This is a genomic window from Pseudomonas sp. MAG733B, assembly GCF_036884845.1.
In the GTDB taxonomy this organism is placed as follows: Bacteria; Pseudomonadota; Gammaproteobacteria; order Pseudomonadales; family Pseudomonadaceae; genus Aquipseudomonas.
In genome coordinates this window covers 4,674,718-4,688,742 of record NZ_CP145732.1, presented here as the reverse complement: position 1 = coordinate 4,688,742, position 14,025 = coordinate 4,674,718, and the positions used below count along the sequence as shown (strand labels likewise).

The following is a 14,025-nucleotide window of genomic DNA, read 5'->3' as shown; positions in this document are numbered from 1 at the left end:
CATGTGGGAGCCAGCCTGCTGGCGATGGTGGGTCAGCCACATTGATGTTGACTGATACTCCATCGCTAGCAGGCTAGCTAGCTCCCACATTGGTTTGGTTACTTCAACACCAACATTCGATAAACCCCATTCTCGGCTTCGATCCCGTGAGTGTCATGGGTGAAACCGGGGAAGGATTTGTCGAAGGCTTCCAGCGCCTTGAGATAGGCCAATAGCGGGCCGTCCGCCGGACCGGCATTTTCGCCCGGCATCAGCAATGGAATACCCGGTGGATACGGCACGATACCGGTGGCGGCGATGCGCCCGGCAGCTTGTTCCAGGGTCACCAGTTCGATGTCGTTGCGCACCAGTTTTTCGTAGGCTTCCACCGGGCTGAAGACCGCTTGCGGCAACGTACCGAACGCATTGGACATGGCCGAGGTGGTTTTGTGTTTCTTCATGGCGGCGAAGATTTCGTCGGCCAGGTCCTTGAGACCCATACCCGCGTAACGGGTCTGGTTCCCGGCCAGCAGGTCCGGCAGGCACAGCTCCAGTTCGACGTTGTCGTCGTAGTCGCGCTTGAAGTCGAGGAGGGCGTTGACCAGCGTGCCCCATTTGCCTTTGGTGATGCCGATGGAGAACAGGAACAGGATGGTGAAGTCCGTGGTTTTCTCGACAACGATGCCTTGGCGTCCGAGGTACGCGGTCAGCACGCAGGCCGGGATACCGGTCGGAAGCAGGTTGCCGTCGTCGCCCATGCCGGGGCTGAGCACCGAGACCTTGATCGGGTCCAGCATACAGTAGCCTTCCTCGATGTCGCCGAAACCGTGCCACACCTCGTTGGGGTGCAGGACCCAGCAGTTCGGCTCGGTTTTCAGCAGCACCGGGTCGACTTCGTGGAACGGCACCGTGGCATTGCCGACTTGCACGGTCGGCGGTTGCCAGCAGGTGAAGAACCAGTCGTTCTTGCTCAGCATCTCGTTGTGCATGCGCGAGATGACCTGACGGAAAGACACCGCTTCTTCGATGGATTCGCTGGTGAGGATCTGCCCGCTGGGCGCTTCCATCATCGCCGAGCTGACGTCGCAAGACGCCATGATCGCGTAGTTGGGCGAGGTCGAGGCGTGCATCATGTACGACTCGTTGAAGCGCCCGTGTTCGATCGGGTTGCGGCCGTTGCGCACGTGAATCATCGAGGCCTGGGACAGCGCCGCCAGCAGTTTGTGGGTTGATTGCGTGGCGAATACGGTCGGCTTCGACGCATCGTGATCGTCCGGGCTGCCGTGCATGGCATGGCGGTCGCGGTACAGCGGGTTGAAGCGCGCGTAACCGTACCAGGCTTCGTCGAAATGCAGACGGTCGACGCTCTGGCCCAGCAGTTCTTCGACGCGGGTGACGTTGTAGGTCAGGCCGTCGTAGGTGGAGTTGGTGATGATCGCGTGAACCGGCGTCGGATCGATGCCGTCCTTGACCATCGGGTTGTTGGCGATGGCCGCTTTCACGCCTTCGGCGCTCAAGGTTTGCGGGAGAATCGGGCCGATGATGCCGTAGCGGTTGCGGGTCGGCACCAGATAGGTCGGCAGTGCCCCGGACAGGGTCATCGCGTGTTCGGCAGACTTGTGGCAGTTACGGTCGCACAGGGCGATCTGGTTGCGCGTGACGCTGGCCATGAGGATCACGCGGTTGGACATCGACGAACCGTTGGTCACGTAGTAAGTGCGGTGGGCGCCGAAGACCTTGGCGGCATAACGCTCGCCCTGGCCGATAGGGCCGCTGTGATCGAGCAGCGAACCGAGTTCGCCGACGGAAATCGACAGGTCGGAACGCAGCAGGTTTTCCCCGAAGAACTCGTAGAACGCGCGGCCCGCGGTGCTTTTCAGAAACGCGGTGCCACCGGCATGCCCCGGCGTGTGCCAGGAATATTCATACGACCGGGCAAACTTCACCAGCGCCCCGAACATCGGCGGCAGGGCAGCCTGACGATAGCGCTCGATGGCTGCCAGGATACGGCCGCTGAGGAAGCGGCTGGTGTCCTCGGGCAGCCAGATGAAGTCGTCGGCGTGTTGCATGACCACCAGCGGAATGCTCGACGCAGTGCTGCGGTCGCTGATCAGGAACACTGGCACGCGGGTATTGCGCTCGCGCAGGCTGATCAGCAGTTTGATGCACTCGTCATGGCCCTCGCTTTTATCCATCTCCCAACTGAGCAGCACACATTGAATGGCCGGGTCCGAGCGCAGGATGGAGGTGGCGTCGCTCAGGGATTCAGACGCCAGCACGTGAACGGCGCGCTCTTCCACGTCGTTGACCAGCTGTTGCAGGGCGCGACCGAAGACGGTGCGTTTGTCCGGCGGGCTGCTGACCAGCAGCGTCAGCATCCCGAGGGAGTGTCTATATTCCGTCATGATTGAGTCTCCAGTGCGACAGATTTCAGGTTATTGACCGGTACGGGTTCGGCGCTGAGGTGCTGCGCGCTGACGGTCTGGGTCGGTACGCTGTTGTTGAGCGCTTCGAGACGGATCAGGCGGTTGTTGACGAAACCGAACAGCGTGTAGCCGAAGATGGTGGCGACGCCGCCGAGCATCAGCGCCTGCTCGCCCGAACTGTAAAGCGCCAGATAGCTGTAGGCCGCCGCGACCCAGGCGATGATGTTGGTCGCCAGAGCCTTTCCAGGCGGTACGTTGGAGACTTTTTGCATGGTCATCAACGCGGCCATCGACAGGATGTACGGCACCAGGTTGGTGACCACCGCGAGGTTGACCAGGGTATCGAACTGTTTGCTCAGGTTAGGGCTGATGGTGAGCAGGGCCAGCGCAGTCTGCGCCGCCAGCAGCACCAGCATGCCGACAATCGGCGTTCCCGCCTTGTTGGCCTTGGCGAAGATCGACAGGAAGTAACCGGTGTCGGCCGAACTTTTGTACACCTGCGCGATGGTGAACTGCCAACCGAGCAACGAGCCGATGCAGGCGAGGACCATCGCCGCCATCACGATGTCGCCGATCAATGGGGTGAACATATGGGCGAACACCAGACCGAATGGCGCGGTGGAGGAGACCAGTTCAGCGTTGCCGACGATACCGAAGATGACGTTGGTGGAGACGATGTAGATCACCGCCGCTCCCAGAGTGCCGCCAAGGACCGCAATCGGCACGTTCTTCTCGGGGTTTTCCACGGCGTCAGTGTTGGCGCAAGCCGACTCCAGACCGAGGAACGCCCACAGGGTAATCGCCACCGAGGCACCCGCCGCTTCGAACCAGGACTTGTCGTGGGGGTTCCAGCCAGCGGCGTAAACGCTGCTGTCAAACCAGAACCAGCCGACGGTCGACACCAGCACCACCGGAGCGATCACACCCCAGACCGTGATGGCGCCGATCCGTCCGGTGATCCGCGCACCGCCGAAGTTGGCGAAGGTGGTGATCCACAACAGCGCGATGGTCGCCAGGCCCACTTGCAGTGAACCGAGCTGAACGTTGAACAGCACCTGGATGTAGCCGACCGCGGTAATACTGATCGCCACGTTGGCAATCAGCAGCGACAGGCCGTAGGTGTAGTTGGTGATGTAGTTGCCGGCCTTGCCGAAGGTGTACTCAGCGTAGCCGCCCATGCCGCCGGTTTTTCGACTGAGCATCCCGCAACGCGCAAAGGCATAGGCCAGTGCGAGTGAACCTGTGGCCGTTACCAGCCAGGAGAGAATCGAAATTGCGCCGACTTCCGCGAGTTTTGTCGGTAGTAGCACAATGCCTGAGCCCAACATGTTGACGGCGGTCAACATTGTCAGTTGCCCCACACTCATTTTCTTTGCGACTGACATTCCGTTGCCCCATTAGTTGGCAGAAGAGACTGATAGCTATAGCAAAGGATTGAAATGTCGCAAGAAAATGACTTTCGTTTACTGACACAGATCAGCTGTTGAGGGTAAGGCGTTATGCTGGCCCCCAAGACTTTCGATTGTCGCCAGAATCGCTGGAATTTCAGGCGGTTATGGTGGCATTTACATGCGCAATGTGTGGATCGCGCTGATCTCGTTCAGCGTTGCAGGCTGTGCAGTTTCTGCCCAGGCCAGGGAACTGAAGCCCGGTGATACTTATATGTGCAGCTGGGGGGCGGGGACGGCGGCCAGAGCGCAGGAACTCAAGTTGTCCGGGGTTTCGCTGTATGCGGCGCGGCAGAAAATCCAGTCTTACAAGTTCGCCAAATCGTGGATGAGGATGATGGCGATGGGGATTACCGAGCAAACTTATGACAGTCCGACGAAGATGAAGCCGGCCGCATTGCGGCAGAGTTTTTATGATGATTGTGTGAGGTATAAGTTGGCGCGTAAGTGATGGTGGAGGCTTTTTTGGTTGGTGCGAATATCCGTTTCTTCGGTAATGGCTGCTGGCGGTTTCGCCCCCAGCTAAAAAGTAAAAAAAAAACGCTCGCCCCGAGCGTCTGGCCCCTCGCTCCGGCATTCATCCGGGGCATCGCCTCCGGTTGGCTTGTACGCCGATCTCCTGTGGGAGCCAGCCTGCTGGCGATGGCGGCCTGCCAGCCGACCTGATGTCGTGGCTATACAGCGCCCAATGTAGGAGCTGCCGAAGGCTGCGATCTTTTGATCTCGCTTGTAAAAAACAAAATCAAAAGATCGCAGCCTCGTTGCACTCGACAGCTCCTACAGAGAAACGCGCACGAACCAAACAAACAGGCCGGCCGGTAGGCCGCCTTGCTTTTGCTTTGGCTTTGGCTTTTGATCTTTTGCCCCTTCGGCAGGCCGAGCGTAGGTGTTCATCAGGGGGTTAGGCGCGTAGCGCCGTGCGGCGAAGCCGCACACATCGAGAGGAGGTCGTCGCGAAGCAGACCGTAGGCGATGCCCCCTGATGGGCACCGTAGCGAGGGAACACCGAGCCCCAGCGAGGTGCCGTACGCCGGGGCAAAGCCTTTTGCTTACTTTTTGGCGTTTGAAAAAGTGAGTCGCTGTAAGAGCGAAACCATAAGCCGCCGTTACCGCAGCAACGGATATGTACTCGATTAAAATCCCGGTGCCTGCCACAAAGCCATCGCGAGCAGGCTCACTCCCACAGGCAATTTGGCGAATACGTGAAATCCCAAAACACGACCTTCGTCGGATCACACACCTTATCCAGCAGCGCCATCTATATTCAATGTCCGGCATCCAACCTGAAGGCCGTTTTTCTGATTCACCTGAAATTGCATGAACCTCAATTCAATCAGGAGATCATCATGACCCAGCTCGACAAAGTTCTGTACACCGCCAAAACCCACACCACGGGTGGCCGGGACGGCGCATCCAAAAGCGATGACGGCATTCTCGATGTCAAACTGTCGTCCCCGGGCGCGGGCGGCGGTGGCACCAATCCGGAGCAATTGTTCGCCGCCGGCTGGTCTGCCTGTTTCATCGGCGCGATGGGCGTCGCGGCCAAGGAGATGAAGGTGGCGCTGCCCAAGGATGTGGCTGTCGATACCGAAGTCGATCTGGGCACCAATGAAGGTGGCTACCTTTTGCAGGCGCGGTTGAATGTGAGCCTGCCGGGACTGGATCGCGAAACCGCACAGAAGCTGGTCGACACCGGCCACAAGTACTGCCCGTACTCCAAAGCCACCCGCAACAACATCAACGTCACATTGAAGTTGGTCTGAACTGAAATGAAAAAGGTCTTGGCGAACGATTTCCTGCAAGCAACGTCGCCAAGACCTGATACTTACAAAGATGACGACCAAGCGTGTCAAAAGTTCTTTGGCTTAAACTCTCTCACTTGTTATCTAATGATTAACTAAGAGTGCTCGCGCATTTTTCTCTGTTCGGGCTCTGTCGGGTCAAGCTCGAGCATGATGAATAGTCTGACTGTTTTAGTTGTGAGGGCATAAATGACATGTGGTCGCTATTGATCATGTTTTTTGCTTGCGCGACAACTAGTGGATCCAATTGACAATGTCGAAGGTCATGTAATTAAAGCAGCTCAGTTGGACCGGGGCTTGACGCGGAAGTTGATGTCTTGATGTCGAGGCTGGCGGCTCTCCAGCCAGCGACCGCTTGTCGGTGGGGTGGCTAAAAAATGAACATTCCGTGGTTGCAGGCCTCAGATCCTGCAGCATGTCACCCATGACCTGCTGCTTTGATCGCAAAAAGAAGTTGAATCCGAACCTCAGTTGCAGTGAATGCAAATGAGGATTTTTTTACCCGAAATTCAAGAGGTGCCAACTAAGCTGTCATCAATTTCCTAATCGGACCAATAGGGCTTCAAATAATAAACCCTGGGTTTGATTTTCTTGTATGAGCAAGGTCGTTCGGGGCTGTTTTAATAAATACCCTGTTGATTGGCCGATCTGTACTGTCGAATAAGGTGGAGAGAATCCCGTGGCGATAAATACAATTATGAGCCTGATCGAACATAAAGAATTCATGGAGTTTTTACGGCTGGGCGTAGTTTACGCTCATTTGGTCGCCTGTTGCGTGGCGATTGGTTTAGTGTTGACCAGTGATATTGCAATGGTCAGGGATTTATTGAAACGCAAGGCATTCACTGCACATGATCATGCGCATATGGAAAGCCTTCAGCGGTCTGTGGTCATGGCATTGATCTGTCTATGGGTGACAGGCACCGCCATCATCGGTATCGATTACCTGGGCAAAGGCATGGAATACTTCATGAATCCGAAGCTTCACGCCAAGGTGATAATCGTCGTGCTGCTGACCTACAACGGCGTGCTGCTGCACCACCTGGTCTTGCCGGCATTGCAGAAGGCTGGCTCCTTGCTCGAACTCGGCTTCAGTGCCCGAATGCTCGCTCTGTTTTGTGGCTCGCTGTCGGCGGTGTCCTGGATGTATGCCGCCATGCTCGGTGTCGGTCGACCACTGGCCTGGAAGTACTCTCTCTCCGAACTGCTGATGGCATACCCGGTGCTGATCGTATTGGGCTTCTTGACGATGCTGGCATTGACTCAGCGCGCCAAGCGCCAGACCAGCCTCATCGCACCGCAATGGGTAAACGCTGCCGCGCATTGATGCTGATGTAAAAAAAGGTCCTGGCGACAGATTTTGGGAGCAACATCGCCAGGACCTGAAAGCGTTCAAATCAGGGGAGGGGCGATCCATTTCGTCACGGTCGGCGCCTGCCATCGTTCAAGCGCATCGATCAGCGCCACCGGATCGGTATCGAACACCAGCATCTCGCTGTGTTCAGTCTTCATGAAACCTTCACTCACCGCATGGTTGAGCAGGCTGCGCACCGGCTCGAAAAAGCCGCCGATGTTGAGGCACGCGACGCCTTTGTGGTGTTCGCCCAATTGCGTCAGCGTCGCCACTTCAAACAATTCTTCAAAGGTTCCCAGGCCACCGGGCAGGGCAATGAACGCGTCCGCGCAATCGCTCATGCGGGTCTTGCGGCTGCGCATGTCGGGTGTCACTTCATGCCGGGTCAGGCCTGGGTGCAGGTGCCCCAGATCGCACAACAGGCGGGTGATGATGCCGACCACTTCACCGCCCTCGGCGAGTACGGTGTCGGCCATCACGCCCATCAAGCCTTTATCTGTGCCGCCATACACCAAACGCAAACCGCGCCTGGCGATTTCCCGGCCCAACGCCCGGGCGCCTTCGACATAGGCCGGGTTGAAGCCGTAGTTGGAGCCGGAAAACACGGCAATGCTGCGCAGGGGAGAAGCGGTAGTCATGGAATTGTTCCTGGGATTTGATTTCAGGCAGGCACTGCTGCATGGCTGGAAAAATACAGGGCGGTTTCCCGCTCGGTTTTTGCTCGGGTGGTATTCACCACATCCGGTTTTTGACCGGTGCCTTCCACCGAGAAAAACTTCACATCGCGCAAGCCGATACTCGCCAGCACCGCTTTCAGCCAGGGCCGCAAAAAGTCCGGTTGCTGGGCATTGACCCCGGTAAACGTGCCCCCCGAGGCGACAGCGATAAACACCGGCCGATCGCGCAGGGCGCCGACCTTGCCTTCAGGGGTGATGCGAAAGGTCCGGTCGGCCTGGATCACATGATCGAGCCAGGCCTTCAGCGCCGAGGGCACCATCAGGTTGTGCATGGGAGTGGCGATCACCACGCAGTCGGCGCTTTCCAGTTCGCGAATCAATTGCTCGGATTGCAGCAGCGCGCCTGTGGCGGTTACCGGGTTTGACGGATCGCGTCGCTTGCTCACGGCTTCGGCGTATTCGGCGTCGATATGCGCAAGCCCCGTGACGCCGCGCTCGGTAATGATGAAGTCGCTGCCGGGGCGGCTGTCGATCAGGTGATTGATGAGGGTTTGCGAGAGTCGATAACTCTCGGAGGATGTCCCTCGCGGGCTGCAGATCACGCGCAGTATTTTCATGGGACCCTTCGACGTGTGTGGAGACAGGATCTGCATGATGTCGTCGCTTGGACCAGTGACAAAGAGCCAAGAATTGGTTGCGTGTGTGGGCCATGGATGGGGTCAGAGTAGCGCCAGGATTTTTTGCCCAAGCCGTTCGGCACTGGCTTGCGAGTCGATGTTGGCGAAGCCAAGCATCAACCCGCAATGGGTTTCGGGGCCGAAGCAACACTCGCTCAAGGCTTCGGCGTAGATCCCCGCGCGCAGCAGGCGCTCGACCAGCGCACGGTCTGATTGTGGCCGGGTCAATCGCAGTATCAGGTGCATGCCGCCGGGTTGGGCATCGATGTGGATGTGTTCACCCAAGGCATTGCTCAGGCCCTTGACTGCCGCTACCCGGCGTTCGCCGTAGAGTTTGCGCATGCGCTGGATATGCCGGGCGAAATGGCCCTCGGTGACAAAGGTCGCAACGATGGCCTGGGTCAGTTCCGGGACGCCGCCGAGGAACGTCTGGGCGACTTGTTCGAAGCGTTCGACCTGCGCCGACGGCACCACCAGATACGCAATGCGGATGCCGGGAAACAGCACTTTGCTGAAGGTGCCGGCGTAAAGCACACGACCCTCGCGATCCAGGCTTTTGAGCGCTGGCAGTGGACGGCTGACGTAGCGGTACTCGCCGTCGTAGTCGTCTTCGATGATCCACGCTTGCTCCCGACTCGCCCACTCCAACAGTTGCAAGCGTCGCGGCAACGACAGCGACATGCACAACGGGCTCTGATGGGCCGGCGTGACCACGGCGGCGCGTGCGCCGGATGAATCGATCACGGCTTGCGCGACTTGCATGCCGTCCTGGTCCACCGCAATGGGTTGCACGCCGATCTGCAAATATTCCAGCACTTGGCGGGTAGGGGAGTAACCGGGATTCTCGACGAGCACGCGGTCGCCCGGTTGCAGCAAGGCGTGCACGATCAGCGTCAGGGTGTTGCGGTAGCCCGAAGTGACGAATACCTGCGAAGGCTGGCAACTGATGCCGCGCGCCACTTGCAGGTAGCTGGCAATCGCACTGCGCAGGGATTCCAGGCCATGCGCCGAGGGGTTGGCCATCTCCGCAACCCCCGTTGCACGCACGCAGCGAGCACCGATCTGCGCCCAGATTTTGCGCGGAAATTCATCCAGCGCCGGCAAAGCCATCTGAAAGGGCAGCACCGGCGACTTTTGCCGGAGCGAGGCGCTGGAGGCTGGGCTCAAGGCGCGTTCGTCTCGGCTTTGGCTAGTCCGGACATTCAGCCCTGCCGCAACCACCGTGCCGGCCTGGCCGCGAGACTGAAGGTAACCTTCGGCGGTCAGCAACGAGTACGCGGTATCGACGGTTCCCCGCGCCAGCCCCAGCTCTTTTGCCAGTGCCCGGGCCGCGGGAATGCGCTCGCCCGGCGCGAGTACGCCGTCGGTGATCGCACCGCGAAACCGCCAGTAGATCTGCCGGTAGATCGGTTCCATGGAGCCGGGGTCAAGGGGGGAAAAGCTATTGACGGTTTTGCTCATGCTCTGGCTCTGAAGGCAACAGCGTTGCCGACTTAAACAATAATCCTACAAGTCTCATGACCTGCTTCAAAGGTCCATGAATCGCTTGTTCGACTAGGCCATGACGGCACAAACATGGCCCATGACACTAACCAAAACATGGCTCTTCAAGCATAGGCCAAGCTGCCCCACGATGCAGTCCTCCAAACAGCAAACCCGAGGATTCATCATGACTCAACGTATCAACTACTCCAGCGCTTCTCCTGAAGGTTACAAGGCCTTCGGCAATGTGTACGGCTATCTGCTCAAGAGCGGTTTGCCCACCGAGTTGATCGACCTGGTTTACCTGCGAGTTTCGCTCATCAATGGCTGCGCGTTTTGCATCGACATGCATTCTCGCGACCTGCTCAACCTCGGTGTCGTGACAGAAAAACTGGTGCTGGTGCCGGTGTGGCACGACGCCGGGAATGTCTTCACCCCGCGTGAACGCATTGCGCTGGCCTGGGCGGAAAGTGTCACTCGCGTTGCCGAAACCGGCGTACCCGATGCCGTCTATGAGGCCGCTGCCGCTGAGTTCAGCGAAAAGGAACTGGCGGATCTCACCTACGCCATCAGCTTGATGAACGCCTTCAACCGACTCGGCGTGGCATTCCGCTCGCAACCGGCAGCCGCCGCAAAAGCCTGATCCCACTCTCTCTCTCGCCGGGCTTCGAGGCCCGGCGAGTCCTTTCAAAGGAGCAATGACATATGGCCTGGGCACTGCTGGGTATCGCTGGCATCCTGGAAATCGCCTTCGCCTTCTACATGAAGGGCTCCGAAGGCTTCACCCGACTGGTCCCCGGCGTCTTGACCGTGGTCACCGGCCTGTCGAGCGTCATTCTGCTGTCGCTGTCGCTGCGCACGTTACCGGTGGGCACGGCCTACGCGGTGTGGACCGGCATCGGCGCGGCAGGGACGGCGATTGTCGGCATGGCCTTGCTGGGCGACTCGACGTCGCTGCCGCGGATACTCTGCATCGCGGTGATCCTGGCTGGCGTGATCGGACTGAAGCTGGTCTCGGGAAATTGAGTCAGCCACTAGCCTGACTTTCCGCCAGCCCCGACCTCCTGGTAAATCTCCTGCAAGTTGGCTTTGCGTTCCTGGGTGTTGGGATGGCGCAGGGCCGGTGACTTGACGATGTCTTCCACATCACCTGCCATGGCCACAGTCTGATTGCTGGCGGCTTTGGACGTCGAACTGGCCTGCGCCGGCGGCAGGTCGTTGATGAACGCATTGATCGAGTCCGCCAATTGCTGCCGAGTGGGGTAGACCCGACTGAGCATTTTTACCGCACAGGAATCGGCCTGCAGTTCCTGATCGACATGGTGACGGGTGAATTGCCCCTTCTCCAGTTTGATCCGGTCGACCACTGCCTTGGGGTTTCCCTGAGAGCTTTTCATCAGTGTGAGCAAGTCCGATTTGGCACTGAAGGAGTCGACCACCAGGCTCTGCATCTCCTTGGTTTCATGCCGTTGCAGCACATGGGAAATTTCGTGGGCGAGGGCGAAGTAGGCCTTTTTCTGCATCTCCGGTGTGCTCAACAGACCCTTGTCCAGATACAGGTAGCCGCCCGGTAAAGCCAGGGCGTTATGGTTGTCGCTCTTGACGATAAACAGCTTGAATTGATAGTCGTACGGCTCGTGGATGCTGGCCAGAATATCGCTGAGCATCTTGTCGGCGGTGGGGTAGTACTTGCGGCCCTGCTTGCTGTCACGGGTCAGCAACTCGTCCTGGCGGGCCCGATGTTGACGCTCGGCATACATCACCTCGGCGCTCATGGGCATCCAGTTCAATTGCTTGGCCGCCTGCTTCGCCGAGTCACTGAGTTTGTCGCTGCTGGCGGACGCTTGCGAACCGCTTCCACCGAACAGTTTGCTCAGTTGACCCGGCACTGCCTTGATACCTTCCTGCATGCCGAACACCGAGAGCGAGGCGAAGTTATCGGTCAGCCGATAGGGTTGCACCAGTTCGGCACAGTTACGGTCGAGCACCACCAGAGCACGGGGCGGCAGGCTGTTGATGTCCTTGATGTGTTGCGGGCTATCCTGGCTGCTGAAGGGGTTGGACAATTTCGGGGTACTGTCACAGGCACTGACCAGTATCGTCAGCGCCAGTACACCGTGCAGGGCCACGCGCGTGTTCATGGGGTATCCCCGACAGGGACTTGCCTGTCATTTGAGCTGTTGCTTGAGCTGGTTGATGCGCAAATCCCTGGCGCCGTAATACCCCTCTTCGTCGAAGACCGCAGCTTCATACACCAGCCGACGGGTCGGGTCAGACACTTCCTTTTTAATCTTCTCCAGTCGCGGACGGACCTCGGGGTCGGCCTGCGCCTTGGTCAAGTCGGCCTGGGCTTGCTGGGCGTTGAACGGGCGGTCTTCTTCGAGTTTGCGGCCGCCGGTTTTGCGGGTGTTGACCAGTCTGTCGAGTACCGATGTGAGGGAGCTGCATTCGACCTGCGGTTTATCGGATCGATACTGTTGCAGGTCCTGTAGCCCTTTGCAGTCTTGGGCCATGACGGTCGCTGCGGCAGTCAGCAGTAGCGAGGCGATGACGAGCTTGAAGCGGAGCGGATTCATGGAATGTCCTCGGCTAGTAAAAAAGGAAGATCACGGCTTTTAAAAGAAAGTCCTTGATGGGTGGAACAATCGAATCCCAGTAAAAGGCAAGTAGCAGCACCAGTAAAAACATCAGCCGGCGTACGAACAGCAAGAGCGCTGCACCATATTTCTCGAGGCGCCACAGGCGTAGGCAATCCAGATAAACAAAACGCTTCGCGCGCTCTTGAAGACTGTGCGCAGGGTGCGGGTGCTGCTCAGCTTCCAGTGCCAATCGACTCGCATAGCTGTCGGGGCCGCTGGCTTGAAGGCGTCGGATCAGCGCCTGACGTTGCTCGTAGCCTTCCTTCACGGCGTTACCGATCGCGCTGTTGAAGAAGCTTTCGATCAGCATCCCCACTGCAATCGGAATCGGTGAGAGCCAAATGTTGCAGTGACGCAACAACACGAAAGACAAGTAAGTCAGTCCGGCAACCAAGGGCAAAAGGAAGATGACAAGTAGCAGGATCATCCACGGAGCCCACTGACGTTTGACGGCACTGGAACTGAAACGCAGAGAGAAATAGTGGTGCCAGAAAAAGGCAATGCTGCTGCCCATCACCAGACCGAGCACGACGTCCAGGATGAATGCCGACAAGTCGTTATGAGTGGTCGGTTGCAGCAACGACATGAAAGCTGCTGCATGCACCTCCACGCCATACATCGTACCGAGGGGGGTAAGGTAGGTGTCGCTGTCACCAAAACTGGCGCCGAAGAACACGACCGGCAAGTTATTGGGGCCTTCGTTCTCGGAGGTATGGCATTGGCTTTCTTCCACTCTTGACGACAACTGGCAGATCGACACCGGCCGCAAACCGGAAAAATACTGCCCCGGGCTGATCTTCAGATCATCGTCTTCTTCGGTCCGGCAGTTTTTCAGGTTGGCGGGTTTATCCGGGTATTTATCGTACGCCGTCACGGCTAGCGAGTCGGCGGTGCATTCGATACCGTTGACCAGCCCATAGCTGACTCTGATGCTAGGGTCGGCGAAGGTGACAATGCCCGTAAGCTCCTTGCGCCAGTTTTCGTTCTTCGCCTGGGCATTCTTATCGAGCATTTCAAAGGGGGCAATTACCACGGTTTCGGTTTTTCTCTGTTGCGAGAGCAGCGTCTTGAGTTGAGCGTCGCAGTATTTCAATTCTTGATTTTCAGGGCCTTCGAGTGGCAGGAGCGGCAATGGAGGTGAAAGGTCGAGATCGATCACCAATAGCTTTGGTGGTCCTGGAAGGTCATATATGGCCTCGAGGTCTTTTTTCAGCTGGCAGCGGTTTAGGGGGCTGCGTTCCTGGTAATAGTCTTCATGACTTTTCTGGTCGATCAGTACCACCGCCACTGTGGGCTTACTGCCGATCTCCCGTGCGATGCTATTGGCCGTTCGATTGCCAATTCCCAGATAGGCGTAACCGTCGATAGCGTCAAGCAAGTGCAATTTGTGATGACAGATAAACACCACCGCAGCAACCATCAACGCCGCAGGCAAATGATGAGTGCCAGCAGATATCCAACGGGCTATCCAGTGCTCGGACTTGTCATGGCCGGTCATTGCGATCTTTCCGCCACTCACAAAACGCTAACCCAGGAATCCA

Annotated in this window: 13 protein-coding genes; 5 read left to right on the top strand and 8 right to left on the bottom strand. The window is 58.0% G+C overall.

The window, feature by feature from the left end:
- Positions 1-98: 98 nt before the first annotated feature.
- Complete coding sequence (locus V6Z53_RS21425) at positions 99-2,384, bottom strand: Orn/Lys/Arg decarboxylase N-terminal domain-containing protein (RefSeq protein ID WP_338581618.1); 2,286 nt, start codon at positions 2,382-2,384, stop codon at positions 99-101.
- Positions 2,381-3,790, bottom strand: a complete 1,410-nt coding sequence (gene potE, locus V6Z53_RS21420) for a putrescine-ornithine antiporter (RefSeq protein ID WP_338581617.1) — start codon at positions 3,788-3,790, stop codon at positions 2,381-2,383. The genes V6Z53_RS21425 and potE overlap by 4 nt, the downstream gene beginning before the upstream one ends.
- 184 nt (positions 3,791-3,974) lie before the next feature.
- Between potE and V6Z53_RS21415 the strand changes: the two genes are divergently transcribed.
- The 3 genes from V6Z53_RS21415 (at position 3,975) to V6Z53_RS21405 (ending at position 6,982) form a co-directional block, all read left to right on the top strand.
- Positions 3,975-4,304: a hypothetical protein gene (locus V6Z53_RS21415; protein WP_338581616.1), complete on the top strand. Its 330-nt coding sequence runs from the start codon at positions 3,975-3,977 to the stop codon at positions 4,302-4,304.
- 895 nt (positions 4,305-5,199) lie between these two features.
- Positions 5,200-5,616, top strand: a complete 417-nt coding sequence (locus V6Z53_RS21410) for an organic hydroperoxide resistance protein (RefSeq protein WP_338581615.1) — start codon at positions 5,200-5,202, stop codon at positions 5,614-5,616.
- Positions 5,617-6,334: 718 nt separating this feature from the next.
- A complete protein-coding gene (locus V6Z53_RS21405; protein ID WP_338581614.1) occupies positions 6,335-6,982 on the top strand; it encodes a hypothetical protein in 648 nt (215 codons plus the stop codon).
- A gap of 65 nt (positions 6,983-7,047) precedes the next feature.
- Here the strand turns inward: V6Z53_RS21405 and V6Z53_RS21400 are convergent, their stop codons facing one another.
- The 3 genes from V6Z53_RS21400 to V6Z53_RS21390 form a co-directional block, all read right to left on the bottom strand.
- Entirely contained in the window at positions 7,048-7,647 is a 600-nt protein-coding gene (locus V6Z53_RS21400; protein WP_338581613.1) for a TIGR00730 family Rossman fold protein, read from the bottom strand.
- A 23-nt stretch (positions 7,648-7,670) separates the two neighbouring features.
- Positions 7,671-8,303, bottom strand: coding sequence for an NAD(P)H-dependent oxidoreductase (locus V6Z53_RS21395; protein WP_338581612.1), 633 nt, complete (start codon positions 8,301-8,303; stop codon positions 7,671-7,673).
- 102 nt (positions 8,304-8,405) lie between these two features.
- Entirely contained in the window at positions 8,406-9,824 is a 1,419-nt protein-coding gene (locus tag V6Z53_RS21390) for a PLP-dependent aminotransferase family protein (RefSeq protein ID WP_338581610.1), read from the bottom strand.
- A 208-nt stretch (positions 9,825-10,032) separates the two neighbouring features.
- Here V6Z53_RS21390 and V6Z53_RS21385 point away from each other — a divergent pair, with 208 nt between their 5' ends.
- Positions 10,033-10,488 (top strand): carboxymuconolactone decarboxylase family protein, encoded by a 456-nt coding sequence (locus V6Z53_RS21385; RefSeq protein ID WP_338581609.1) that lies wholly within the window; start codon positions 10,033-10,035, stop codon positions 10,486-10,488.
- A gap of 62 nt (positions 10,489-10,550) precedes the next feature.
- Entirely contained in the window at positions 10,551-10,871 is a 321-nt protein-coding gene (locus V6Z53_RS21380) for a multidrug efflux SMR transporter (RefSeq protein WP_338581608.1), read from the top strand.
- A gap of 8 nt (positions 10,872-10,879) precedes the next feature.
- Here the strand turns inward: V6Z53_RS21380 and V6Z53_RS21375 are convergent, their stop codons facing one another.
- The 3 genes from V6Z53_RS21375 to V6Z53_RS21365 are packed head-to-tail and all read right to left on the bottom strand — an operon-like array spanning position 10,880 to position 13,982.
- Positions 10,880-11,986: a M48 family metalloprotease gene (locus V6Z53_RS21375; RefSeq protein WP_338581607.1), complete on the bottom strand. Its 1,107-nt coding sequence runs from the start codon at positions 11,984-11,986 to the stop codon at positions 10,880-10,882.
- A gap of 27 nt (positions 11,987-12,013) precedes the next feature.
- Positions 12,014-12,421, bottom strand: a complete 408-nt coding sequence (locus V6Z53_RS21370) for a hypothetical protein (protein WP_338581606.1) — start codon at positions 12,419-12,421, stop codon at positions 12,014-12,016.
- Between the two features lie 13 nt (positions 12,422-12,434).
- Positions 12,435-13,982, bottom strand: a complete 1,548-nt coding sequence (locus V6Z53_RS21365) for a CHASE2 domain-containing protein (protein ID WP_338581605.1) — start codon at positions 13,980-13,982, stop codon at positions 12,435-12,437.
- Positions 13,983-14,025 lie beyond the last annotated feature (43 nt).